Origin of the sequence: Variovorax sp. dw_954 (assembly GCF_018449755.1) — a bacterium.
Lineage (GTDB): Bacteria > Pseudomonadota > Gammaproteobacteria > Burkholderiales > Burkholderiaceae_C > Variovorax.
The window spans coordinates 231,466-256,594 of the sequence record NZ_JAAVVD010000007.1 but is presented as its reverse complement, the minus strand read 5'-3'; the positions used below and the strand labels follow the sequence as shown (position 1 = coordinate 256,594).

Genomic DNA, 25,129 nt, shown 5'->3' with positions numbered 1-25,129 from the left:
GCGCGTCAGGTCATTTCGTCGGCGCGCCGCCTTCAAACCACTTCCCGATCAGCGCCCGCTCCGCATCGGTGATGCCCGTCGCGTTGTTCATCGGCATGATCTTCGTGACCACCACCTGCTGGTAGATGCCCTGCGCATGCGCAGCCACCTGGTCGGGCGAATCGACCCGCACGTTCTTCATCTGCATCGCCGTGCCGTGGCACATGTAGCAGCGCTGCTCCAGCACCTTCTGCACCTCGCCGAAGGACACCTTCTGCTCCACCGCGCCAGGCGCTGGCGCCGCGGCCGGCTCCGGCTTCATCCACACGATGGTCAGGCCCAGCACCGCGATGCCGAACAGCGCGTACGGCAGCGGGTTGCCCGCATTGCCCAGCTTGAAGCGGTGCCGCACCACGAAGAACTGGCGGATCGCCGCGCCGCCCAGCATGATGAGCAGCAGCACGATCCAGTTGTACTGGTGCGTATAGGTGAAGCTGTAGTGGTTGCTCAGCATCGCGAACAGCACCGGCAGCGTGAAGTAGGTGTTGTGCACGCTGCGCTGCTTGCCGCGCTGGCCGTGCACCGGGTCGACCGGCTGGCCTGCGCGCAGCGCCGCGACGTTCTTGCGCTGGCCGGGGATGATCCAGAAGAACACGTTGCCGCTCATGGTCGTGGCCATCATGGCGCCAACCAGCAGGAAGGCCGCGCGGCCCGCGAACAGGTGGCAGGCCAGCCAGGTCGCGAACACGATGAACAGCGCGATCAGCACGCCGACGACGGTGTCGCCGTTCTTGCGCTTGCCGAAGATCTGGCAGATGCCGTCGTAGACCATCCAGAACACGACGAAGAAGGCCAGCGCCACGCCGATGGCGGCGCCGGGTTGCCAGTCCATCTTGCTCTTGTCGATGAGGTAGGTGCTCGCGTTCCACAGGTACGACATGGTGAAGAGCGAGAACCCGGTGATCCAGGTGGTGTAGCTCTCCCAGTACGACCAGTGCAGGTGGTCCGGCAGCACCTTGGGCGCCAGCAGGTACTTCTGCATGTTGTAGAAGCCGCCGCCGTGCACGGCCCATTGCTCGCCGCCCACACCCTTGTCGAGCGATTCCTGGTCTTGCGGCCTTTCGAGGCTGTTGTCCAGCATCACGAAATAGAACGAGGCGCCGATCCATGCGACCGCGGTGATGACGTGGACCCACCGCAGGAGCAGATTGGCCCAATCGAGGTAGTAGCTTTCCATGATGCTCTCAACCCTGGCGGCACTGCTTGGCGCCGCGTTTATGTTTACCTCTGCTCACCACTGCGGGGCTGTGAACAGAAAGAAAGCCGCGATTCCCTCGCTCCGCTGCGGCTTGTGGACCGAAGTGTATACAATTTTTTCGCGCTGCGTCCATAGTTTTTCAGCCTTGGCGCAGTTGCAACAACTGTGCCGCAACCGCAACGGCGATCACCTCCGGCTCCTTGCCGGTGATGCCCGGCACGCCGATGGGGCACGTAATCCGCGCCAGCTCGCTTTCCGCAAACCCGCGCGCCTCCAGCCTGTGCCTGAAGGTCGCCCATTTGGTCTTGCTGCCGATCAGGCCGACATAAGGCAGGTCATCGCGCTCGCGCAGGCGCTTCAGGCAGGCGATGACGATGTCGAGGTCTTCCGCATGGCTGAAGCTCATGATCACCACGTGCGAACCGGGCGCAAGCTGGGCCACTGCGTCCTGCACCGGCTCGGAGTATTCGGTTTCGACCTGCGCCGGCAGGGCGTCGGGGAACACGCCGTCCCGGCTGTCGATCCAGCGCACCGAATACGGCAGGCCGGCCAGCAAGCGCGCCAGCGCCGCGCCTACGTGGCCGCCGCCGAACAGCGCCGCCGGCGCCAGCCGGGCCACGAGTTCGCGCTGCAGTGCGGCACGGTCGCCTGCCGAGATGTGCTGATACGAAAGAAACACCACGCCGCCGCAACACTGTCCCAGGCTCGGGCCGAGCGGGTAGCGCCGCACCTCAGGGATGGGCGCGCCGCCCAACAGCCAGTCGCGTGCCTCCTGCGTGGCCTGGAACTCGAGCTGGCCGCCGCCGATGGTGGCGGTGAGCCCATCGGCCCAGACCGCCATCCAGGTGCCGGCTTCGCGCGGCGCGGAGCCCTGGGTGCGGGTGATGCGCACCAGCACGCCGTCCTCGCGCGACAGGCGGTCGAGCAGCAGGTCGACGTCGCCGCTCACTGGAACATCTCCAGGCCGTGCGCCGCGGTCGGGACCTGCCGGGCAAGGCGCCGAAACCTCCAGTTGCCCTCGGGTTTTGCGAGCACGGTATAACCCCGCCGATGAACCTTTCGCCCACCCTGCGCCGACTCGCCCAAGCCAGCGCCCTGCTCTGCGCCGCGTGGCTCGCCGGCTGCGGCAGCACCGGCACCGTTCCCGGCCAGTTGAGCAATGCCACGCCGGGCCGCGACAAGGCCGCGACCGCCCCGCCCCGCCCGTCGAACGCCGGCACTGCACGCGACTACCGGCGCGATGCCGCCCGCCACATCTACGAGATCAATGCGCAACGCATCTACGAGGGCAAGCTGCCGCCGATGCTCTATGCCATCGGCACGCTGGAGGTGAATGTCGACGCCGGCGGCAAGGTCGTCTCGATGCACTGGATGCGTGCGCCGCAGCATGCGCCGGAGGTCATTGCCGAGATCGAGCGCACCGTGCTCGCCGCCTCGCCCTTCCCCGTCGCCACGAAGCTGGGCAAGGTGACGTACACCGACACCTGGCTGTGGGACAAGGGCGGTCGCTTTCAACTGGACACACTCAGCGAAGGGCAGCTGTAACCACTGACGCGGTTCACGAACCGCGGTAGGTGGAATAGCTCCAGGGGCTGACCAGCAACGGCACGTGATAGTGCTGGTCGGTATGCGCCACGCCGAAGTCCAGCGCCACCTTGTTCAGGAAATTGGGCTCGGGCAGCGTCACGCCCTTCGCCTTGAAATAGCCCGCCACGTCGAACACCAACCGGTAGGTGCCGACCTTGATGGTGGTGTTGTCGTATAGCGGGCCGTCGCTGCGGCCGTCGTGGTTCAGCGTGAACTGGCGCACCAGCGTGGCCTGCTCGCCGTCGGTGGTGTAAAGCGCCACGGACATGCCGGCCGCCGGGCCGCCATGCATCGTGTCGAGTACGTGTGTGCTCAAGCCCATGAGAAACGCTCCTGGAAATTTTGTCGCGGGAAATTCCGGTGGACAAAAGTGTATACAGTTCTTGACTTTCGGACTATCATAAAAATCATGGAGTCCTCATCCGCCACTCGCTCTATCGTCGACGCGCTGACCAAAGCCATTGTCGACCACCGCCTGCAGCCCGGCACCAAGCTGGCCGAGCAGAAGCTGGCGGACCACTTCGGCGTGTCGCGCACGCTGGTCAGGCAAGCCCTGTTCCAGCTCTCGCAAAACCGCTTGATCCGGCTGGAGCCCGCGCGCGGTGCCTTCGTGGCGGCGCCTGCGGTGGACGAGGCAAGGCAGGTTTTCGCGGTGCGCCGCATGCTCGAAGCCGAGATGACGCGCGCCTTCGTGCGCACCGTCACCCCGGCCAAGATCAAGGCGTTGAAGGAACACGTGGCGCTGGAGAAATCCGCCGTCGCAGGCGAGGACATCTCGGGCCGCACCGAGTTGCTGGGCGACTTCCATGTGCGCATGGCGGAACTCATGGGCAACACGGTATTGGCCCAGATCCTGGGAGAGCTGATTTCACGCTGCGCTTTGATCACCTTGATGTATCAGAGCGCCAGTGCAGCAGAACATTCGAATGATGAGCACGCCGACATCGTGAAAGCGCTGGCGGCGAGGGACGAAGAACGCGCAGTGCGCCTGATGACTGAACACCTTGAGAACGTCGAGGCCAACCTGACCTTCGACCGCAAGGTTCCGACAAACGATATTTCCCTCGCGCTGTCCTAGCGGCGCAAACCATCATGAGCGATTCCCCGAAGACTCCCTACCCAAGGGACATGATCGGCTACGGCCGCAATGTTCCCCATGCCCAGTGGCCCAACGGCGCGAAGATCGCCGTCCAGTTCGTCCTCAACTACGAGGAAGGCGGCGAAAACAACGTGCTGCACGGCGACCCGACCTCGGAGACCTTCCTCTCCGAACTGGTCACCGCGCAGGCCTACGAAAACCGCCACATGACGATGGAGTCGATGTACGAGTACGGCTCGCGCGCCGGCGTCTGGCGCATCCTGCGCGAGTTCGAATCGCGCGGCTTGCCGATGACCGTCTTCGGTGTCGGCATGGCCCTGCAGCGCTACCCCGAGCTGCTCGACGTATTCCTGAAGAACGACTACGAGATCGCCAACCACGGCCTGCGCTGGATCCACTACCAGAACCTGCCCGCGTCCAACGAGAAGCGGCACATGGACCTGGCCACGCATGTCATCCGCGACATGACCAAGGGCCAGTGGCCGCTGGGCTGGTACACCGGCCGCGACAGCCCCAACACGCGCCGCCTGCTGGCCGACCACGGCGGCTACGAGTACGACAGCGACTATTACGGCGACGACCTGCCTTTCTACATGCAGGTCACCAAGTCCGACGGCAGCGTGGTGCCGCACCTGGTGGTGCCCTACTCGCTCGACTGCAACGACATGCGCTTCGTGCAGGCCCAGGGCTTCAACACCGGCGAGCACTTCTTCAACTACCTGCGCGACAGCTTCGACGCGCTGTATGCCGAAGGCGAAGAGGCGCCCAAGATGATGAGCATCGGCATGCATTGCCGCCTGCTCGGAAAGCCCGGCCGCATCGGCGCGTTGAAGCGCTTCCTCGACCATGTGCAGAAGCACGACAAGGTCTGGGTATGCCGCCGCATCGACATCGCACAGCACTGGAAGAAAGTGCACCCGTTCACTGCATAAAGGGAGACTCCAAATGGCACTGACCATCGAACAACTGAACAGCGCTTCGGCGCCTGAAGCCGTCGCCATGCTCGACGGCATCTACGAGCACTCGCCCTGGGTGGGCGAGCGCGCGCTGGCCGAGCGGCCCTTCAAGTCGCTCGCGCATCTGAAGTTGGCGATGGTGCAGGTGCTGGAGCGTGCCAGCGAGGACGAGAAGCTCGGCCTGATCCGCGTGCACCCCGAGCTGGCCGGCAAGGCGATGGAAGCCAAGACGCTGACTGCCGAATCGACCAACGAGCAGGGCAAGGCCGGCCTCACCAACTGCACGCCCGAAGAACTCGCACACATTCGCGGGCTCAACAAGGCCTACGGCGAGAAGTTCGGCTTCCCCTTCATCCTCGCGGTGCGCGGGCCGCGCGGCACGGGGCTGAACAAGAAGACCATCATCGAGACCTTCGAGCGCCGCGTGCACCATCACCCCTCGTTCGAACTGGGCGAGGCGATGCGCAACATCCACCGCATCGCAGAGATCCGCCTGAACGACAAGTTCGGCCGCGACATCACGCTGGGCAACGAGGTGTGGGATTGGCAGGAACAACTCGCGGTCTACACCGACTCGGGCTATGCCGAACTGGGCCAGCTCACCGTCACCTACCTCACCGACGCGCACCGCGCCTGTGCCGCACTGATCTCCACCTGGATGACCGAGTGCGGCTTCGACTCGGTGCACATCGACGCGGTCGGCAACGTGGTCGGCCGCTACGAAGGCGCGACGCCTGGCGCCAAGGCGCTGATCACCGGCTCGCACTACGACACCGTGCGCAACGGCGGCAAGTACGACGGCCGGCTCGGCATCTTCGTGCCGATGGCCTGCGTGCGCGAACTCCATCGCCAGGGCAAGCGCCTGCCCTTCGCCTTCGAAGTGGTCGGCTTCGCGGAAGAAGAAGGCCAGCGCTACAAGGCGACCTTCCTCGGGTCCGGGGCGCTCATCGGCCACTTCAACCCGGAATGGCTGGACCAGCAGGATGCCGACGGCATCACCATGCGCGAGGCCATGAAGCATGCGGGCCTGAAGGAAGAAGACATCCCGAAGATCCAGCGCGACCCGGCGCAGTACCTTGGCTTCGTCGAGGTGCACATCGAGCAGGGGCCGGTGCTGACCGAGAAGGACTTGCCGCTCGGGATCGTCACCTCGATCAACGGCAGTGTGCGCTATGTGGGCGAAATCATCGGAATGGCCAGCCACGCCGGCACCACGCCGATGGACCGTCGCAACGACGCGGCCGCGGCGGTGGCGGAGTTGATCCTCTTCGCCGAGCAGCGCGCCGCGAAGGATGGCGACTCGGTCGCCACCGTCGGCATGCTGCAGGTACCCAATGGCTCCATCAACGTGGTGCCTGGCAACTGCAAGTTCAGCCTCGACATCCGCGCGCCGAACAACGCGCAACGCGACAGCATGGCCAACGACATCCTGGCCGCGCTCAAGGACATCTGCGAGCGCCGCAGCGTGCGCTACACGCTGGAAGAAACCATGCGCGCGGCCGCCGCGCCCAGCGCGCCCGAATGGCAAGCGCGCTGGGAAGACGCGGTCGGCTCGCTCGGCCTGCCGCTGTTCCGCATGCCCAGCGGCGCCGGCCACGACGCGATGAAGCTGCACGAGGTCATGCCGCAAGCCATGCTGTTCGTGCGCGGCATCAACTCCGGCATCAGCCACAACCCGCTCGAATCGAGCACCTCGGACGACATGCAGCTGGCCGTCGAGGCCTTCCAGCATCTCCTGAACAACCTGACGGCCTGAATATATGACTGACTACGCAAAGCTAGACGCCTGGATCGACGCCCACTTCGACGAGGAAGTGAAGTACCTGCAACAACTGGTGCAGGTGCCCACCGACACGCCGCCCGGCAACAACGCGCCGCATGCGGAACGCACGGCCGAGCTGCTGAAGGAGTTCGGCTTCGAAGCCGAGAAGCACGCCGTGCCCGAGCAGGAAGTGAAGGACTACGGCCTCGAATCGATCACCAACCTGATCGTGCGCCGCAAGTACGGCCCCGGCCGCACCATCGCCCTCAACGCCCACGGCGACGTGGTGCCGCCCGGCGAAGGCTGGACGCACGACCCCTACGGCGGCGAGATCAAGGACGGCGCCCTCTACGGCCGGGCCGCCGCCGTCAGCAAGAGCGACTTCGCCAGCTTCACCTTCGCGCTGCGCGCGCTCGAAGCCGTCGCCCAGCCGAGCAAGGGCACCGTGGAGTTGCACTTCACCTACGACGAGGAATTCGGCGGCCTGCTCGGCCCGGGCTGGCTGCTGCAAAAGCAGTTGACCAAGCCCGACCTGATGATCGCCGCCGGCTTCAGCTACGAAGTCGTCACCGCGCACAACGGCTGCCTGCAGATGGAAGTGACGGTGCACGGCAAGATGGCGCACGCGGCCATCCCGACCAGCGGCATCGACGCGCTGCAAGGCGCGACGAAGATCCTCACCGCGCTGTATGCGCAGAACACGCTCTACCAGCAGGTCACCTCCAAGGTCGAGGGCATCACGCATCCCTACGTGAACGTGGGCCGCATCGAAGGTGGCACCAACACCAACGTGGTGCCCGGCAAGGTCGTCCTGAAGGTCGACCGCCGCATGATTCCCGAAGAAAATCCGGTCGAGGTCGAAGCCAGCATCCGCAAGGTGATCACCGATGCGGCGGCGGAGCTGCCGGGCATCACTGTCGACATCAAGCGCCTGCTGCTGGCCAACTCGATGCAGCCGTCGCCCGGCAACAAGCCGTTGGTCGATGCGATCCAGAAGCATGGCGAGGCCATCTTCGGCGAGCCGCTGAAGGCGGTCGGCACGCCGCTCTACACCGATGTGCGGCTCTACGGCGAGGCAGGCATTCCCGGCGTGATCTATGGCGCCGGCCCGCGCACCGTGCTGGAGTCGCATGCCAAGCGCAGCGACGAGCGCGTGGTGCTCGAAGACCTGCGCCGCGCCACCAAGGTGATCGCGCGCACGCTGGCGGACTTGCTGGCCTGAGCGCGGTGCTCCGCCGCGCGCTCTTCATCGGCCTTGTCCTGTGGGCCGGCCTGGCGTCTGGCCAGACGCGCTGGCCGGACTACATGTCGTCACTGGAGCCCGACGCATCGGAGAGCGCCGTCATGGCCGCGCTCCCGGCGGACGCAGCGGTGCACGCGCCAGACGCCGCATTGCCGGCGTCCCGCCAACGCTGGAGCGGCACATGGTCAGGCTGGGCTTGCGCGGCGCGCATCTGCGACGTCAGGCTGGCCGTCGAGCAGGTCACCGATCAAGGCGCGACGATCGTCTATGCCGCGGCGTCCTCCGCGATGGGGCGCTACAGCGAACGATTCGATGCACGCTTCAATGCCGACGGCGAACTGCAGGGCACGCTGACCAATGGCAGGCAGCTTGTGTTCCGCCTGCGTGACGCTGGCGTGATGGAGTTCCTGTCTCGCCGCAGTGCGACGGAGTTCGCCGCAGGCGTCTTGTCCAGGGACGATGCCGGCGGGCCGCAACGCGTGGTCGAACGCATTCCGACACCCTTCGTCGAAGGAGGCAAGCCCGTGACGCTTGAAGTCGTGATCTTCAAGCCGGCGGGCGCAGGGCCCTTCCCCTTGCTGATGGTCAACCATGGCTCGACCGGCAATGGCGACAACCCCGCCCTCTTCACCAGCACCTTTACCAGCCCGACCCTCACGCAGTACTTCACCGGCAAGGGATGGATGGTCGCGTACCCGCAGCGGCGCGGCCGAGGGAAGTCGGACGGGCTCTATGACGAAGGCTTCAACCGCGAACGCTCAGCCTACAGCTGCAATCCAGCGCTTTCACTGGCGGGCTTCGACCACGCGCTGGCCGACGTCGACGCCGCCGCCAGCTTCCTGCTCGCCAAACCCGAGGTCGACGCCGGGCGCAGTGTGATCGCCGGCGTCTCGAGGGGCGGCGTCCTGTCGGTCGCCTACGCCGGCATGCACCCCGAGCGCTTTGCAGGCGTCATCAACTTCGTCGGCGGCTGGATGGGCGACGGCTGTCCGCAAGTGGACGCCATCAACGCACCGGCCTTCGAACGCGGCGCATCGTTCAGGAAGCCCGAACTCTGGCTCTACGGCGAGAACGACCCGTTCTACAAGGTCACGCACAGCCGCAAGAATCACGATGCCTTTGTCGCCGCCGGTGGCAAGGCCGACTTCATGGTCATCGACCCCGGCGCCGGTCAAGGCGGCCACGGCATCCATGCGCGGCCCGAACTCTGGCGCAATGCCGTGGAGCGCTACCTCGGCGAGATCGCCCACCCCTGAATGAAACCACCGGGCCTGCTGGCACCTGATCACCAGCTGTACTTCATCCCCGCCCGCGCCGTCCAGGCGCTGTACGACGACCCAGCCTGCCACCCGATATCCCCCCATCCGGCCCACCCGCCTGCGAACCGGAGGTCGGCGCCGGCCTTCAGTTCGTAGCGGCTGGTGGGAAACACGTCCTTGCTCGGCAACTGACTGCCGTACGTCAGCTCATCCTCCAGGTGGTCGTAGAGCCAGTTGATGGCCGCATAGGGCTTGATGCGCGTGTCGCCGTCCCCGATCCAGCCAGGGTACATGCGCACGCCCAGGCGCGACGTCCAGCCGCCGCGCTTTGCGCCGTCGACCTGGGTGCCGTCGGACTGAGTCACGTTGTAGGCGTGGTTGTGGGCATAGATGAGTTGGCCTTGGGGCTGGATCACCCAGGAACTGTTGTCCGACAGGCGCAGCGCATACCCTGTCTCGACCGACGCCATGCCGTTGTGCGACGTATAGCTGGCTTGCCGGATCAGCGGACTCTCGACCTCGTTGCGGAAGCGGGCGTATTGCGTCCAGGTGTCGGCATACCAGCCGAGCCGGGTCTGGTCGTCCTGGTACCAGGTGGCATAGAAGCCGAAGCCGCCGCCATCGGTGCGACCCTGCGCGGTGAACAGGCGGCCGGGTGCGGTGCCGTCGGTGCGGCCGCCGCCGACGCTGAGCAACGCACCCACCGACAGCCGGCCGGTGCTGCCCAGCGACCATTGCCAGACATCCACGCCGGCCTGCAAGACGGCCTGCTTGCTGTCGACACCGAAGCCGATGCCGTCATCCTTCAGGCGGAAGCCCTCGCCGCCCGTGCGCATCCAGAAGCCGCGGTCCGCACCCGACGCGCCCTGGCTTGCCGTGGACACGGAACCGTCGCCCATCCTGTCGTCGAGGCTGTAGACGAAGAGCAGATCCGTGATGCGGCGATTGCCCATGTACGCGCCGGTTTCGGGCCGAAGCGAAGTGCCGCAAGAAACGCCAAGGGCCGCGCTTGCCGGCACGCATTGCGCCAGCGCGCCACCGCCGCCACCGCACAGCAGGACCGCGATTGCAAGGGACGGACGATGCACGGATTCGGCCTCCATGTCAGACGACGCATCAGGGCCTGTTCTCAGGCGCGTTCGAACGAATTCTGGAGAAAGTAAATGACTGTCACCTGAACGCCGCCCCCGAGTCCGCCGTCATGCCTCCGGCACGGCGCTGCCGAGCAGCAACTCCCGAAACGCCGCCGCAGCCGGCGACAGCGAATTGCCCGGTGCACGCAGCAAGGTCATGGTGCGCGCGAACTGCGGCCGGCCGACGGTGCGAATCTCCAGCCCGTTCCATTGCGCCAGCGGCCGCAGCGCCATGGTGACGACGGCGATGCCGAGCCCCTCGCGCGCCAGGCCGATCATGGTCCAGGGCAGTGCGATCTCGTAGGCATAGGCCAGCACGATGCCGCGCTCGGCCAGCTTCTCCTCGAGCATGCGACGCACCGGATTGCCCGGCAGGTAGCCGATCAGGGGCTCGCGCGCCAGTTGCGCCCATTCGAGCGAACGGCGCGACGCCAGCGGGTGGCTCGGCGGCAGAGCGGCGATGAACTCGTCGGAAGACATGGCGGTGGAAACCAGATCGGTGCGCGCATCGGTCTGCGTGGCAATGCCCAGGTCGGCCACGCCGCTTCGCACCAGCTCCTGGACTTCGTGCTCGGGCACGTCCTGCACCACCACGCGCACGCCCGGATGCGAGGCGCCGAAGGCCCGGATCACCGGTGGCAGCAGCAAGGCGCACTGCGCGCTCGGCGCGGCGACCGCCACGCGTCCGCGCGAGAAACGGGCGAAGTCGCGCGCATCGGCAAAGAGATGGTCCCAGTCCGCGACGAGGCGCCGCGCCGCGGGCAGCAAGGCGGCGCCGGCCTCGGTGACGCGGCATGCGCGCGTGTGGCGGTCGAAGAGGCGCGTGCCGAGCTGCTTTTCGAGCTTGACCAGGGACGCGCTGAACGACGACTGCGACATGCCCAGGCGCTCGGCCGCACGTGTGAAGTGCCCATGTTCCGCCAGCGCCACGAACACCCGCATCTCGGCCAGGGAGGCTTTCATCGCGAATCCAGATTGATTTATTGGATTGTGCGTCTTTTTCGATTTGCGCCGCGGGCCTATTCTTTGCGTGCACGCAGCATTCGCCGCCCCGTTCGTGCGCCGCCCATTCGTCCGCCCAGGAGTCCTTCATGAGTTCAGCCGGTTCGTCCTCCGTCCACCCTATCGACCAACGATTGCCGGCCGGCAAGTTGACGGCGCTGGGGCTCCAGCACGTGCTGGTGATGTATGCCGGCGCGGTCGCGGTGCCGCTGATCGTCGGCCGCGCGCTCAAGCTGAGCCCGGATGAAGTGGCGATGCTGATTTCGGCCGACCTGTTCTGCTGCGGCATCGCCACGCTGATCCAGTCGCTGGGCGCCACGCAGTGGTTCGGCGTCAAGCTGCCGGTGATGATGGGCGTGACCTTCGCCTCCGTGGCGCCGATGGTGGCCATGGCCAACGCCAACCCGGGCACGGCCGGTGCGCAATTGCTGTTCGGCTCGATCATCGGCGCGGGCATCGTCTCGATCCTGATCGCGCCGCTGGTCAGCCGCATGCTGCGCTTCTTCCCGCCGGTGGTGACGGGCACCATCATCGCGGTGATCGGCATCAGCCTGATGCGCGTGGGCATCAACTGGATCTTCGGCAACCCTTTCGGCCCGACCGCGCCCAACGTGGTCGACCCGGCCTACACCAAGTGGCTGTCGGACATCACGGCGCCGGGCTCCGCGCTGCCGCCGGTGCCCAAGGGCCTGGCCATCGTGCCGACCGTGCCCAACCCCAAATATGCCGACCTCACCGGCGTGGGCATCGCGGCGCTGGTGCTGGTGTCGATCCTGCTGATCGTCAAGTACGCCAAGGGCTTCGTGGCCAACATCTCGGTGCTGCTGGGCATCGTCATCGGCGCCGTCGTTGCCACGATGATGGGCATCATGACCTTCGAGAAGGTCGGCAAGGCGGAATGGGTCGACATCGTGACGCCTTTCCACTTCGGCATGCCGCAGTTCGATGCGCTGCAGATCCTGACGATGACGCTGGTGATGATCGTGGTGATGATCGAGTCGACCGGCATGTTCCTCGCGCTCGGCGAGATGACCGGTCGCAAGATCACACAGCAAGACCTGGCGCGAGGCCTGCGCACGGACGGGCTGGGCACGCTGATCGGCGGCATCTTCAACACCTTCCCGTACACCAGCTTTTCGCAGAACGTGGGCCTGGTGGCGGTGACCGGCGTCAAGAGCCGCTTCGTCTGCGTGGCCGGCGGCGTGATCCTCATCGTGCTGGGGCTGCTGCCGAAGATGGCGGCGCTGGTGGAGTCGCTGCCGACCGTGGTGCTGGGCGGCGCCGGGCTGGTGATGTTCGGCATGGTGGCCGCGACCGGCATCCGCATCCTGGCCAACGTGGACTTCAAGACCAACCGCTACAACGCCATGATCGTGGCGGTGTCGATCGGCTTCGGCATGATTCCGCTGATCGCGCCCAACTTCAAGCAGTGGATGCCGCACAGCATCCACTCGCTGATCGAGTCGGGCATCCTGCTGACCTCGATCTGCGCGGTGGCGTTGAACCTGTTCCTGAACGGGGCGAAGCACGACGAGGACGCGATCATCGCGGCGGCCAAGCAGGCCGAGGCGCATTGAGCAACGCGGGCCGGCATCTGACATGAGGTGGCGGGGTCGGCCCTTCCGGCGGCGCCCGGAGGGGGCCGGCGGAGCAAGCAGCCGTACGGCTCAGGGTTTTCCGCCATACGAGCTCTCGACTAAAGTGTATACAGTTTAGCGTACACCACGGTGCACGCCGAGGTGATCTCTTTCCCCTCACCCATCACTGCAGGCGGACACCATGGAACACGGCGATCACGGCATCCGGGGCGCAGACCCCCGGCTCATCAACGAAGACCTGGCGCCCGTCACCGGCGCGCGCAAAGGCTGGTCCTACTACAGCGTGTTCGCGATGTGGATGTCCGACGTGCACAGCGTCGGCGGCTACACCTTCGCGGCCAGCCTGTTCCTGCTCGGGCTCTCCGGCTGGCAGGTGCTGGCGGCGCTGGTGATCGGCATCTCGGTGGTCAACGTCCTCATGAACTGGATCGGCCGGCCGAGCCAGCAGCACGGCATTCCGTTCCCGGTGATGGCGCGCGTCAGCCTCGGCGTGATGGGCGCGAACTTCGCGGCGGTAATCCGCGGCGTGGTCGGCATCGTCTGGTATGGCGTACAGACCTACTTCGCGTCCAAGGCGGTGGCCACGCTGGTGCTGGTGTTCTTTCCCGACGCGGCATCGCTGCACGGCATGAGCTTCCTGCGGCTCGACATGCTGGGCTGGGCCTGCTTCCTGTTCATGTGGTTCTTCCAGCTGCTGATCTTCCAGCGCGGCATGGAAGCGATCCGCAAGTTCATCGACTTCTGCGGCCCGGCCGTCTACCTGGTGATGTTCCTGCTGATGGGCTGGATCATCTGGAAGGCCGGCTGGTCGCTCGACCTCACGCTCAGCGACAAGGTGCTGACCGGCGGCGAAGCGTGGATCGCGATGGGCAACGCGGTCCTGCTGGTGGTGAGCTACTTCGCCGCGCTGCTGCTAAACTTCGGCGACTTCTCGCGCTACGCCAAGACCGAGCGCGACATGAAGATCGGCAACTTTCTCGGACTGCCGATCAACTTCATCCTGTTCGCGATCATCGTGGTGGTGGTCACCTCCGGCAGCGCCAAGGTGTTCGGCCACATGATCATGGACCCGATCGAGATCGTCGGGAAGATCGACAACAAGTGGGCCGTCGTGCTGGGTAGCGTGACCTTCATCATCGCCACGATGGGCATCAACATCGTCGCCAACTTCGTCTCACCGGCATTCGACATCGCCAATCTGTTCCCGCGCCACATCAGCTTCAAGAAGGGCGGGCTCATTGCCTCGATCCTGGCCGTCTGCGTCTGCCCGTGGATCTTCGTCGACAGCCCGAAGGCGATCACCGTGTTCGTGAGCGTGTTCGGCGCGGTGCTGGCGCCGATGTTCGGCGTGATGGTGGCCGACTTCTACCTTCTGAAGAAGCAGGTGGTCGACGTCGAGCAGCTCTACACGATGGCGCCCAATGGCCGCTACAACTACGACGGCGGCTGGAACAAGGTGGGCCTGGCTGCGCTGGGCCTCTCGAGCGCCATCGCCATCGGCTGGGAGTTCGCCGCACAGTTGTTCCACGTGATTCCGGACAACAACTTCGGCTGGTTCATCGGGGCGATCGCTGGCGCCGTGATCTACATGGCAATGATGCGGGGCGCCAAGCGAACCTGAGCGCGCAACGCATCAGATCATCGCGAGGGGGGCCTTGCGTCGGGGCGGCGGGTACAAGCGATCGATCGCCGCGATCTCCTCGGGTTCAAGCGTCAATTCGGCGGCGGCGAGGTTCTCGCGCAGGTGTACTGCGCGAACCGCTTTGGGAATGGCGACGACACCGGGCTCGGCCAGCAGCCGCGCAAGCGCGATCTGCGCCGCCGTCACGCCGCGCAGGGCGGCCAGCGCACCCAACTCCGGGCTGGTGGCCAGCGCTCCCTGGTCGATGGGGCTGTAGGCCATCATCGGCTGGCCGTGGTTGCGCAGCCAGGGCAGCAAGCTGAACTCCGGACCTCGCTCGCCCAGCGAGTAGTAGACCTGGTTGGCGGCGCAAGCCTTGCCCTCGCCGAGCGCATTCAGTTCGGCCATGTCGTCGACGTCGAAATTGCTCACGCCCCATTGGCCGATGTCGCCCTGCGCCACCAGCGCCTGCAACGCTGCACAGGTATCGCGCAACGGGTGCGAGCCCTGCCAGTGCAGCAGGTACAGGTCGATGCGGTCGATCCCCAGCCTGCCCAGGCTCCGCGCGCAGGCCTGCACGGTGCCCTTGCGGCTGGCGTTGTGCGGCAGGACCTTGCTGACGATGAACAACTCGTCACGCCGCACCTCGCCGGCGCGGACAGCCTCGGCGATGGCTTGGCCGACGACCTCCTCGGAACCGCCGTCGCCGTACATCTCGGCGGTATCGATCAGCCGGTACCCCATGGCGATGGCAGAACGCACGGCCGCGACTTCTGCATCCCGCCGATTCGCAACTTCGCCCAGCCGCCAGGTGCCCAGGCCGAGCACAGGCATCGAGCCGCCTGAAGGCAAGGAAACGGCGCGCGTCATGGCTTCATCCCGCAGAGCTGCAAGTCGTGTCCGGTTTTCATTCGTCGATCTCCCTGCGACGGGGGTTCGCCGCGGCTGCGCCGTGGAACGGGTCTTGCGTTGGATGCAACGCGCGAGGCCACGTTCTAGCAGCTTGCGTGCTCCGGGAATACCCTCTGCGTTTTCATCGCAATCTTGCCTACATTTCTTGCATGCAAGATTGATCGATGTTGCATGCAACCTTGCACTTTGAACAGGAGCCTCTTTCATGCCCCGTTTCGCGAAATCCCTTTTTGGCCAGGTTGTCATCGCGCTGGTCATCGGCGTGCTGGTCGGCCTGTTCTGGCCCGCCTTCGGCACCAAGCTGCAGCCGCTCGGCGATGGCTTCATCAAGCTGATCAAGATGATCATTCCGGTGCTGGTGTTCTGCGTGGTGGTGCATGGCATCGCCGGCGCGGGCGACCTGAAGCGCGTCGGGCGCGTCGGCGTCAAGGCGCTGGTCTACTTCGAGGTGCTGACCACCATCGCGCTCGCGCTGGGCCTGGTGCTCGCCTTCGTGTTCAAGCCCGGCGTGGGCATGAACGTCGACCCCAAACTGCTCGACGCCTCGGCCATGAGCGCCTATGCGTCCAACGCCGACAAGCTCAGCAGCGGGGGCACGGTCGAGTTCCTGATGCGGCTGATCCCGACGACCGTGGTCAACGCCTTCGCCACCGGCGACGTGCTGCAGGTGCTGCTGTTCGCGGTGCTGTTCGGCTGTGCGCTGACGCTGCTCGGCGACCTCGGCAAGCCGGTCGCGCAGGTGGTGGACGCGCTCTCGCTGGTGCTCTTCAAGATCATGGGCATTCTCATCAAGCTGGCACCGCTCGGCGTGCTCGGCGCCATCGCCTTCACGGTGGGCAAGTACGGCATCGGCTCGCTCAAGCAGCTCGGCATGCTGGTGGCGCTGTACTACGCGTCGGTGCTGATCTTCGTGTTCGGGGTGCTCGGGCTGATCATGCGCATGTCGGGCTTCAGCCTGGTCAAGCTGCTGCGTTACCTGCGCGAGGAACTGACCATCGTCTTCGCCACCACCTCGTCCGACAGCGTGCTGCCGCAGATCATGGCCAAGCTGCGCCACATGGGCATCCGCGACTCGACGGTGGGCCTGGTGATCCCGACCGGCTATTCGTTCAACCTCGACGCCTTCTCGATCTACATCACGCTGGCGGCCGTGTTCATCGCTCAAGCGACCAACACGCCGATCTCGATGTCCGACCTGCTGACCATCCTCGCGATCGCGCTGGTCACCTCCAAGGGCGCGCACGGCGTGCCGGGCTCCGCGATCGTGGTGCTGGCGGCCACGCTGCATGCCATCCCGGCCATCCCCGCGATCGGGCTGGTGCTGGTGCTGTCGGTCGACTGGTTCATGGGCATCGCCCGAGCACTCGGCAACCTGGTCGGCAACTGCGTTGCCACCGTCGCCATCGCGGCATGGGAAGGCGACATCGACCGCAAGCGCGCGCATGCGGTGCTCGACGGCAACTATTCCCCGGACGACGAACCGCTGGCCGAACCCGGCGTGGTCGTGTCGCCCGCACTCACACCCAGCCATTGAAGATGAAGGACCAAGAAGTGCCTGGCGTGGTGCCTCCGATGGCGGCCGTGTCCCCGACGGTCATCGCCGAGCAGGTGGTCGAGTCCATCCTTGCGCAGAAGCTGGCCCCCGGCGAGCGGCTCGGCGAGCAGGCCCTGGCCACCCACTTCGGCGTGAGCCGCACGATGGTGCGCGAGGCGTTGATGCAATTGCAGGCGCGCGGCTTCGTCGAGGTGCAATCGAAGCGCGGCTGGTTCGTGGTGGAGCCGTCGGCCGAGGAGGCGCGCGACGCGTTCTCGGCGCGGCGCATCGTCGAGTCGGGCATCCTCGGCGACGCCGGCAAGCCGCTGCAAAGGGTGATCAAGCGGCTGCGCGAGCACATCGCCGACGAGCAGCGCGCGATCGATGGCGCCGATGCCGCCACCCGCGCCTTCCTGCTGGCCGACTTCCACGTCTGCCTGGCCGAGCAGATGGGCCATCGCCTGCTCAGCGACATGCTGCGCGACCTCACCGCCCGCACCACGCTGGCCGCGACGCTCTACCAGTCGAAGCACGAGGCCGCGCAATCATGCGCAGAGCACGCGGCCATCGTCGCGGCGCTCGAGCGCGGCAACAACGAGGCGGCGCGCACGCTCATGCTCGAGCACATCGGCAACGTCGAGAAGGAACTCGAGGTCGAACGCGCGGTGGAACCTGACGCGCCGACGCGGCTTCGGGCCACGCTGGCGCCGGTTGCCCGGCGACGCATCGCCACCTGAGCGCCCGCTACGCTGCGGTGAATATGAATTCATCGCAACTTCAGCGCGGCGTTTTCCTGGCGTTGCTGGCGGCTGTCACTGCAGGCTTCGCCTGGATCCTGCTCCCCTTCTTCGGCGCCGTGTTCTGGGCCATGGCGCTGGCCATCCTGTTCACGCCGATGTACCGCTGGCTGCTGAAGCGGCTGCCCAAGGGGCACAACTTCGCGGCGCTGGTGACGCTGGCGCTTTGCCTGGTGGTGGTGATCCTGCCGCTGGTCATGATCACCCTGTCCGTGATCGAGCAGGTCACCTTGCTGGCGCAGGCGATCGGTTCGGGGAAAATCAACTTCGCCGCCTACTTCCAGCAGATCCTCGACGCAACGCCGCGCTGGCTGATGGACCTGGCGCGGCGTTTCAACCTCGGCGACATGGGGGCATGGCAGGCACGCATCTCGGCCGGCGCGTCGCAGGCGAGCCAGTCGATCGCGACGCATGCGCTGTCGATCGGGCAGAACACCTTCGAGTTCCTTGTCAGCTTCTTCGTCATGCTGTACCTGTTGTACTTCCTGCTGCGCGACGGCGCGGACCTGTCGAAGACGGTGCGCAACGCCTTGCCGATGGCCCGGCCGCACACGCACTACCTGCTCAACAAGTTCACCACCGTGATCCGCGCGACCATCAAGGGCAACGTGGCCGTGGCCATCGCGCAGGGCACGATCGGCGGGCTGGCCTTCGGGTTCCTGGGCGTGCAGGGCGCGCTGCTGTGGGCGGTGCTGATGGCCTTCCTGTCGCTGCTGCCGGCCGTGGGCGCGGCGCTGATCTGGGGGCCGGTGGCGCTCTACTTTCTCGCGACCGCCCACTACTGGCAGGCCGGCGTGCTGGTGTTCGTGGGCGTGGGCGTGATCGGCCTGGTCGACAACATCCTGCGGCCGCTGCTGGTCGGCAAGGACACGCAGATGCCGGACTACGTCGTGCTGATGGCGACCATCGGCGGCATGTCGATCTTCGGCATCAACGGCTTCGTGATCGGGCCGGCGATTGCGGCGCTGTTCATGGCGGCGTGGGGCCTGTTCGTGGACTCGGGCAACCTGGACGACATGCCGGACGAAGTGGTCACGCCGCCGAAATGATCAGCCCGCCCACCAGCCTTCGGCAAAGCGGCCCTGCATGAACGCGATCAGGCTCAGCACCTTGCCAGGCACCAGCTTCGGCGACGGGAAGACCGCGTGAATCTCCTGCTCGGCCAGCGCATGGTCGGCGAGCACCCGAACCACCTTGCCGGTGGCCAGGGATTCGCTTGCCACGTAGTGCGGCATCATCGCGACGCCCAGGCCGTTGCGGGCCGCGACCAGCACCGCGGAGACGTTGTTGGAGCGCAGGCGGCCCGACACCGACACCGTCACCGGCTCGCCCTTGGGCGTGTGCATCTGCCAGACGTCGTCGCCGACCACGCTGCTGTAGATCAGCGCCACATGCGCGCTCAGGTCCTGCGCCCGCTTCGGCGTGCCATGCGCCTTGAGGTAGCTCGGCGCAGCCACCATGACCCACGGATTGCGGCCGAGGAAGCGCGCACCCAGCGACGAGTCGGCCAGCTTGCCCATGCGGATGGCGACATCGATGCCCTGCGCCACCAGGTCCACATAGCGGTCCTCGAAGCTCAGGTCCACCTGCACCTGCGGATGCCGCGCCATGAACTCCAGCACCTGCGGCACCACCACGCGGCGCCCGAAGGCCACCGACGTGCCGATGCGAAGCAGCCCCTGCGCCTGCGTCTGGCGCAACTGCACCGAGTTGTCGGCCTCCTCCGCATTGCGCACGATGTCCTTGCACTTCTCGTAGTAGAGCGCACCGGTCTCAGTGAGGCTCACGCCGCGCGTGTTGCGGTTGAGCAGGCGCACCTTCAGGCGCGACTCGATCGCGGCCACCTGCTTGGTCACGGTGGGCTGCGTGGTGTTGAACTCGCGCGCAGCCTTGGAGAAGCTGCCGGTCTCCACGACACGCACGAACATTTCCATGGCAAGAAGGCGATCCATTCCATCCACTCCTCGGGCGGGTTGCTGCCGACCGCGGGCCGGCCTGGCAGCGATCGATGGTACTCACTCATTCCGGATTGGAATAGGTTTTATGGCTGCGTACCCACTTCTTGGAAAGCCCTTTGATTCCCAGAATCGAGCCATTCACAAGGAGCTACGACATGGCAAAGATGACAGCGGCGCAGGCCGCAGTGCTGGTGATGGAAAAAGAGGGCGTGACGCAGGCGTTCGGTGTGCCGGGTGCGGCCATCAATCCGCTGTACTCGGCGTTGCGCAAGCAAGGGACGATCGCGCACATCCTGGCGCGCCACGTCGAGGGCGCGTCCCACATGGCCGAGGGCTACACCCGCGCGGTGGCCGGCAACATCGGCGTGTGCATCGGCACCTCCGGCCCGGCCGGCACCGACATGATCACCGGCCTCTACTCGGCCTCGGCGGATTCGATCCCGATCCTCTGCATCACCGGCCAGGCGCCGCGTGCACGGATCTACAAGGAAGACTTCCAGGCGGTCGATATCGAGTCGATCTCCAAGCCCGTCACCAAGTGGTCCGTCACCGTGCGCGAGCCGGGCCAGGTGCCGCAAGTGTTCCAGCAGGCCTTCCACATCATGCGGTCAGGCCGTCCGGGCCCGGTGCTGATCGACCTGCCCTTCGACGTGCAGATGGCGCAGATCGAGTTCGACATCGACACGTATGAACCGCTCAAGCCCTACAAGCCAGCCGCCTCGCGTGCGCAGATCGAGAAGGCCATCGGCATGCTCAACGCGGCGGAGCGCCCGTTGATCGTCGCCGGCGGCGGCATCATCAATGCGGATGCAGCCGACCTGCTCGTGCGCTTCGCCGAAGCGACCGGCGTGCCCGTCATCCCGACGCTCATGGCCTGGGGCGCGATCCCCGACGACCATCCCTTGATGGCCGGCATGTGCGGCCTGCAGACCAGCCACCGCTACGGCAATGCCACGATGCTCGCGAGCGACTTCGTGCTCGGCATCGGCAACCGCTGGGCCAACCGCCACACCGGCTCGGTCGAGGTCTACACCAAGGGCCGCACCTTCGTGCACGTCGACATCGAGCCGACGCAGATCGGCCGCGTGTTCACGCCGGATTTCGGCATCGTGTCGGATGCCAAGGCCGCCCTGGAACTCTTCGTCGAAGTGGCCGAGGAAATGAAGGCCAAGGGCCAGTTGCCCGACCGCGGCACCTGGGCCGGCGAATGCCGCCAGCGCAAGAAGACGATGCTGCGCAAGACCAACTTCGCCGACGTGCCGATGAAGCCGCAGCGCGTGTACCAGTGCATGAACAACAACTTCAGCCACGACACCTGCTACGTCAGCACCATCGGCCTCTCGCAGATCGCGGCGGCGCAGTTCCTGCACGTCTACAACCCGCGCCACTGGATCAACTGCGGCCAGGCCGGCCCGCTCGGCTGGACCATCTCGGCAGCGCTCGGTGTGCGGGCCGCGGACCCGACCCGCAAGATCGTCGCGCTCTCGGGCGACTACGACTTCCAGTTCATGATCGAGGAGCTGGCCGTGGGCGCGCAATTCAAGCTGCCCTACATCCACATCGTGGTGAACAACAGCTACCTCGGCCTGATCCGCCAAAGCCAGCGCGGCTTCGAGATGGACTACTGCGTGCAGCTCGGTTTCGACAACCTCAATGCCGGGCCGGACGCGGGCATCGAGGCCAGCTATGGCGTGGACCATATGAAGGTCGTCGAAGGGCTGGGCTGCAAGGGCATCCGCGTCTACAAGCAGGGCGAGATGCAAGGCGCGATCCAGCGTGCCGAGCAGCTCATGGCCGAGTACGGCGTGCCGGTGGTGATCGAGGTGATGCTCGAGCGCGTGACCAACATCGCGATGGGCACCGAGATCGATGCGATCAACGAGTTCGAGGCGCTGGCCGAAGGGCTCGAGGACGCGCCGACCGCCGTGGCCGCAGCAATGCTGGACTAGCTCCAGGCTCCGCGCACCTTTCATGCGCGCCTTCCGCCCCCTCACAGGGGCTACACCAACGGCCCGGCATCGCCAGTGCCGCGGTGTTCCACGCACATTCATTTCAAGTTGAACCCATGCCCAAATTTGCAGCCAACCTGACGATGCTCTTCACCGAGCTACCGTTCATGCAACGCTTCCAAGCCGCCGCCAATGCCGGCTTCGAGGCAGTCGAGTACCTGTTCCCCTATGCCTTCAGCAAACAGGAACTGACTGCCGCCCTGCGCGACAACCGGCTCAAGCAAGTCCTGCACAACCTGCCCGCGGGTGACTGGGACGGCGGCGATCGCGGCATTGCCTGCGACCCGGCCCGCACCGCCGAATTCCGCGAAGGCGTGGCCAAGGCCATCGACTACGCGACGGCGCTGGGTTGCCCGCGCGTCAACTGCCTGGCCGGCAAGCTGCCGCCCGGCGTGAGCCCGCAAGTCGCCCGGGCCACGCTGATCGAGAACCTGCGCTTTGCCGCGAAGGAGTTGCAGGCCGCCGGCATCCAGTTGCTGATCGAGCCCATCAACAGCTTCGACATTCCCGGCTTCTTCCTGACGCGCACCGACCAGGCGCTGGCCATCATCGACGAGGTCGGCTCGCCCAATCTCTTCGTCCAGTACGACATCTACCACGCGCAGCGCATGGAAGGCGAGCTGGGCAACACGCTCAGCAAGCAGCTCGCGCGCATCGGCCACATCCAGCTGGCCGACAACCCCGGCCGCGGCGAGCCCGGCACCGGCGAGATCAACTACGCCTGGCTTTTCAAGCACATCGACGCGATTGGCTATGACGGCTGGATCGGCTGCGAATACAAGCCGCGCACCACCACCGCCGATGGCCTCGGTTGGCGCGAGGCGCTGACCTAACAAGAGGAGGAGACGAACGCATGAGCACCACCACACCCCAGAAGATCGGCTTCATCGGCCTCGGCATCATGGGCGCCCCCATGGCCGGCCACCTGCTCGAAGCAGGCCACCAGCTTTTCGTCAACACGCATGGCAAGGCGCCGGAGCCCTTCGCGTCGAAGGCCACCGTCTGCCTGACGGCCACCGAGGTCGCACGCCAGGCCGACATCATCTTCGTGATGGTGCCCGACACGCCCGACGTCGAACTCGTGCTGTTCGGCGAAGGCGGCATCGCGGCCGGATTGTCAAAGGGCAAGACCGTGGTGGACTGCAGTTCCATCGACCCCGTAGCCACCAAGGGATTCGGCAAGAAGATCGAGGCGCTCGGCTGCGGCTATGTGGACGCACCGGTGTCCGGCGGCGAAGTCGGCGCGAAGGCTGCGAGCCTCACCATCATGTGCGGCGGCCGGGATGCCGAGTTCGAAAAGGTGAAGCCCTTGCTCGACAAGATGGGCAAGAACATCACGCTGGTCGGCGGCATCGGCGACGGGCAGGTCTGCAAGGTGGCCAATCAGATCATCGTGGCGCTGAACATCGCGGCGGTGGGCGAAGCGCTGGTGTTCGCCAGCAAGGCCGGCGCCGACCCGGCCAAGGTGCGGCAGGCGCTGATGGGCGGCTTTGCCGCATCGCGCATCCTGGAAGTGCACGGCGAACGAATGATCAAGCGAACCTTCGCGCCCGGCTTCCGCATCGCGTTGCACCAGAAGGACCTGAACCTGGCGATGCAGAGCGCACGCGCGCTCGGCGTGGCGTTGCCCCAAACGGCCGGCGCCGCGCAGCTCATGAACGCCTGTGCCGCCTTGGGGCACGGCCAGTCCGATCATTCGGCGCTGGTGCGCGCGCTCGAAGCGATGGCGCAGCATCCGGTGCAGCCAGACTAGTGATATATGAGACCAGCGCAGCACGACTGCGCTCTGATCACTCCCTCTCCCGCCTGCGGGAGAGGGCCGGGGTGAGGGTGTGTTCCAACGAGCGTGTGCGTTCACCGCAGCGAGCGTAGTTCCAGCGTAGCAACACCGCGCTCCGTGCGGACCGGATGGCCGTCAGTCCGGGCGGCGGGAAAGGTTGGGCTTGGGCCCGGCTTGCCCTCACCCCAGCCCTCTCCCGCAAGCGGGAGAGGGAGTGAATCCCACCTCACCCCTTCTCGTACACCGCGTCCCTAGGCGCCTCCAGCCCCGACACAGCCAGCGACGCCTTCAAATTCTTCCTCCGCCAGGCCCACGTCGCAAAGGACTGCTTCATGATCGTGATGCACGAGATGTAGTAGATGAGCTTGAAGCCCATCAGCCGCGGCCAGATCGGTGTCTTGCGGAACAGGTCGCCGGCCAGGATCGAGATCAGCGCCTCCTGCATGCGCCACATGTTGCGCGGGTTCATGAAGATGTTGCGGATCGCCGGCGAGGTGATGCGGTAGATGAACCACGAGAACATCTTCGGCCCGTGCCGCATGGTCCGCTCGAATTGGCGGAAGGCCTGCTCCGCTTCCTTTGCCTCGCCCTTGAGCCAGTGGTCCACCGCGGTCGCGCTCGCAAAGGCGCTGTTCATCGCAAGGTACACGCCCGACGAGAACATCGGGTCGACGAAGGCATAGGCGTCGCCGATCATCGCGAAGCGGTCGCCGCGGCAGAACTTGGAGTCGTAGGCGTAGTTACCGGTGGTGGTCGCGCCTTCCAGCAGCGTCGCATCCTTGAGACGCTCGGCCAGCTTGGGCGCCAGCGCGATGGTCTCCATGAGGAAGTCGGTCAGCGTGCCGGTGCGCCGCTTGAAGTAAGCCGGCGAAGCCACCGCGCCGACGCTGGTGGTGCCGTCGCGCAGCGGGATGAACCAGAACCAGCCATGGTCGAACCAGAACAGCGTGACGTTGCCCTCGTACTTGCCGGGCGTGCGCTTCGCGTTGGCGAAGTGGCCGAAGATCGCCGCGCTCGCATGCCTGGGGTTGCGCTTCTTGGCGTCGAGCTGGTTCGACAACACGGTGTCGCGACCGCTCGCGTCGATGACGAAGCGCGGGCGCCATTCGGTTTCGGCGCCGTCGTCGGCCTTCACCTTGATCAGCGCACGGTTGTCGGGCGTGCCCTTGCCAGCATTCATGTCGACATGCGTGACCTTGTGTCCTTCGAAGGTGCGCGCGCCGCGCTTGCCGGCATTGCGAAACAACAGCTCGTCGAACTCGGAGCGGCGCACGTGCACCGCATAGGGGAAGGACTTGTCCATCGCCTCGCCGAACAGGAACAGGCTGGTGTGGTCGTGCCAGGGCGAGACGAATTCGCCGCCGTGCTTCGTGATGCCGATGTTCTCGACTTCCTTGCGCACGCCCAGGCGATCGAACAGGGGCATGTTCATCGGCAACAGCGACTCGCCGATGTGAAAGCGCGGGTGCTGCGCTTTCTCGAGGAGAACCACGTCGTACCCCTTCTCCGCCAGCAGGGCCGACACCGTCGAGCCCGCCGGGCCGCCGCCGATCACGACGACATCGGGCGATGCTTCATCAAGATTCTGTATTGCCATGAAAGCGCGCCTCCTCCGGCGCATTGTGATCCCAGCCCTCCCCGA

General features: G+C 65.9%; 22 protein-coding genes. 14 read left to right on the top strand and 8 right to left on the bottom strand.

Annotated elements, in window-relative coordinates:
- Positions 1-10 precede the first annotated feature (10 nt).
- Both HB681_RS14065 and xdhC read right to left on the bottom strand, forming a co-directional pair.
- Positions 11-1,216, bottom strand: coding sequence for a urate hydroxylase PuuD (locus HB681_RS14065; RefSeq protein WP_213955436.1), 1,206 nt, complete (start codon positions 1,214-1,216; stop codon positions 11-13).
- A gap of 160 nt (positions 1,217-1,376) precedes the next feature.
- Positions 1,377-2,186: a xanthine dehydrogenase accessory protein XdhC gene (xdhC, locus tag HB681_RS14060; RefSeq protein ID WP_213955435.1), complete on the bottom strand. Its 810-nt coding sequence runs from the start codon at positions 2,184-2,186 to the stop codon at positions 1,377-1,379.
- Positions 2,187-2,287: 101 nt separating this feature from the next.
- Between xdhC and HB681_RS14055 the strand changes: the two genes are divergently transcribed.
- On the top strand, positions 2,288-2,782 hold the full coding sequence (locus tag HB681_RS14055) for a lytic transglycosylase domain-containing protein (RefSeq protein ID WP_213955434.1): 495 nt from the start codon (positions 2,288-2,290) through the stop codon (positions 2,780-2,782).
- Between the two features lie 13 nt (positions 2,783-2,795).
- On the opposite strand, the gene uraH is transcribed toward HB681_RS14055, so the two are convergent.
- Positions 2,796-3,146 (bottom strand): hydroxyisourate hydrolase, encoded by a 351-nt coding sequence (gene uraH, locus HB681_RS14050; protein WP_213955433.1) that lies wholly within the window; start codon positions 3,144-3,146, stop codon positions 2,796-2,798.
- An 87-nt stretch (positions 3,147-3,233) separates the two neighbouring features.
- On the opposite strand from uraH, the gene HB681_RS14045 reads away from it, so the two are divergent.
- Genes HB681_RS14045 through HB681_RS38735 form a run of 5 tightly spaced genes read left to right on the top strand, consistent with a single transcriptional unit; the run spans position 3,234 to position 9,140 of the window.
- Positions 3,234-3,902: a GntR family transcriptional regulator gene (locus HB681_RS14045; RefSeq protein WP_213955489.1), complete on the top strand. Its 669-nt coding sequence runs from the start codon at positions 3,234-3,236 to the stop codon at positions 3,900-3,902.
- A gap of 14 nt (positions 3,903-3,916) precedes the next feature.
- Positions 3,917-4,855 carry an allantoinase PuuE gene (puuE, locus tag HB681_RS14040; RefSeq protein WP_213955432.1) on the top strand — a complete coding sequence of 313 codons (939 nt, stop codon included), beginning with the start codon at positions 3,917-3,919 and terminating at the stop codon, positions 4,853-4,855.
- A 13-nt stretch (positions 4,856-4,868) separates the two neighbouring features.
- Positions 4,869-6,635, top strand: a complete 1,767-nt coding sequence (uraD, locus tag HB681_RS14035) for a 2-oxo-4-hydroxy-4-carboxy-5-ureidoimidazoline decarboxylase (RefSeq protein WP_213955431.1) — start codon at positions 4,869-4,871, stop codon at positions 6,633-6,635.
- A 4-nt stretch (positions 6,636-6,639) separates the two neighbouring features.
- Positions 6,640-7,863, top strand: coding sequence for an ArgE/DapE family deacylase (locus HB681_RS14030; RefSeq protein WP_213955430.1), 1,224 nt, complete (start codon positions 6,640-6,642; stop codon positions 7,861-7,863).
- Positions 7,864-7,868: 5 nt separating this feature from the next.
- Positions 7,869-9,140 (top strand): prolyl oligopeptidase family serine peptidase, encoded by a 1,272-nt coding sequence (locus tag HB681_RS38735; RefSeq protein WP_345944677.1) that lies wholly within the window; start codon positions 7,869-7,871, stop codon positions 9,138-9,140.
- A gap of 29 nt (positions 9,141-9,169) precedes the next feature.
- Here the strand turns inward: HB681_RS38735 and HB681_RS14020 are convergent, their stop codons facing one another.
- Together HB681_RS14020 and HB681_RS14015 are read right to left on the bottom strand one after the other, a co-directional pair.
- On the bottom strand, positions 9,170-10,231 hold the full coding sequence (locus HB681_RS14020) for an autotransporter outer membrane beta-barrel domain-containing protein (RefSeq protein WP_213955429.1): 1,062 nt from the start codon (positions 10,229-10,231) through the stop codon (positions 9,170-9,172).
- A gap of 111 nt (positions 10,232-10,342) precedes the next feature.
- A complete protein-coding gene (locus HB681_RS14015) occupies positions 10,343-11,239 on the bottom strand; it encodes a LysR family transcriptional regulator (RefSeq protein ID WP_213955428.1) in 897 nt (298 codons plus the stop codon).
- 128 nt (positions 11,240-11,367) lie between these two features.
- Between HB681_RS14015 and HB681_RS14010 the strand changes: the two genes are divergently transcribed.
- Together HB681_RS14010 and HB681_RS14005 are read left to right on the top strand one after the other, a co-directional pair.
- Positions 11,368-12,855, top strand: coding sequence for a nucleobase:cation symporter-2 family protein (locus HB681_RS14010; protein ID WP_213955427.1), 1,488 nt, complete (start codon positions 11,368-11,370; stop codon positions 12,853-12,855).
- A 202-nt stretch (positions 12,856-13,057) separates the two neighbouring features.
- On the top strand, positions 13,058-14,497 hold the full coding sequence (locus tag HB681_RS14005; protein ID WP_213955426.1) for an NCS1 family nucleobase:cation symporter-1: 1,440 nt from the start codon (positions 13,058-13,060) through the stop codon (positions 14,495-14,497).
- Between the two features lie 12 nt (positions 14,498-14,509).
- Here HB681_RS14005 and HB681_RS14000 read toward each other — a convergent pair whose 3' ends face one another.
- Entirely contained in the window at positions 14,510-15,367 is an 858-nt protein-coding gene (locus HB681_RS14000; RefSeq protein WP_213955425.1) for an aldo/keto reductase, read from the bottom strand.
- A 247-nt stretch (positions 15,368-15,614) separates the two neighbouring features.
- Between HB681_RS14000 and HB681_RS13995 the strand changes: the two genes are divergently transcribed.
- Genes HB681_RS13995 through HB681_RS13985 form a run of 3 tightly spaced genes read left to right on the top strand, consistent with a single transcriptional unit; the run spans position 15,615 to position 18,789 of the window.
- Positions 15,615-16,943 (top strand): C4-dicarboxylate transporter DctA, encoded by a 1,329-nt coding sequence (locus HB681_RS13995; protein ID WP_213955424.1) that lies wholly within the window; start codon positions 15,615-15,617, stop codon positions 16,941-16,943.
- Positions 16,944-16,981: 38 nt separating this feature from the next.
- The gene (locus HB681_RS13990; protein ID WP_213955487.1) at positions 16,982-17,680 is read left to right on the top strand and encodes a GntR family transcriptional regulator; all 699 of its coding nucleotides are present in this window, start codon (positions 16,982-16,984) and stop codon (positions 17,678-17,680) included.
- Between the two features lie 23 nt (positions 17,681-17,703).
- Positions 17,704-18,789 carry an AI-2E family transporter gene (locus tag HB681_RS13985; protein WP_213955423.1) on the top strand — a complete coding sequence of 362 codons (1,086 nt, stop codon included), beginning with the start codon at positions 17,704-17,706 and terminating at the stop codon, positions 18,787-18,789.
- On the opposite strand, the gene HB681_RS13980 is transcribed toward HB681_RS13985, so the two are convergent.
- Complete coding sequence (locus HB681_RS13980) at positions 18,790-19,692, bottom strand: LysR family transcriptional regulator (protein WP_213955422.1); 903 nt, start codon at positions 19,690-19,692, stop codon at positions 18,790-18,792.
- Positions 19,693-19,853: 161 nt separating this feature from the next.
- On the opposite strand from HB681_RS13980, the gene gcl reads away from it, so the two are divergent.
- The 3 genes from gcl (at position 19,854) to HB681_RS13965 (ending at position 23,460) form a co-directional block, all read left to right on the top strand.
- The gene (gcl, locus tag HB681_RS13975) at positions 19,854-21,647 is read left to right on the top strand and encodes a glyoxylate carboligase (RefSeq protein ID WP_213955421.1); all 1,794 of its coding nucleotides are present in this window, start codon (positions 19,854-19,856) and stop codon (positions 21,645-21,647) included.
- A 116-nt stretch (positions 21,648-21,763) separates the two neighbouring features.
- Positions 21,764-22,540, top strand: coding sequence for a hydroxypyruvate isomerase (gene hyi / locus HB681_RS13970; RefSeq protein ID WP_213955420.1), 777 nt, complete (start codon positions 21,764-21,766; stop codon positions 22,538-22,540).
- Positions 22,541-22,560: 20 nt separating this feature from the next.
- On the top strand, positions 22,561-23,460 hold the full coding sequence (locus tag HB681_RS13965; RefSeq protein ID WP_213955419.1) for a 2-hydroxy-3-oxopropionate reductase: 900 nt from the start codon (positions 22,561-22,563) through the stop codon (positions 23,458-23,460).
- Positions 23,461-23,713: 253 nt separating this feature from the next.
- Here the strand turns inward: HB681_RS13965 and HB681_RS13960 are convergent, their stop codons facing one another.
- A complete protein-coding gene (locus HB681_RS13960) occupies positions 23,714-25,084 on the bottom strand; it encodes an NAD(P)/FAD-dependent oxidoreductase (protein WP_213955418.1) in 1,371 nt (456 codons plus the stop codon).
- Between the last annotated feature and the right edge of the window lie 45 nt (positions 25,085-25,129).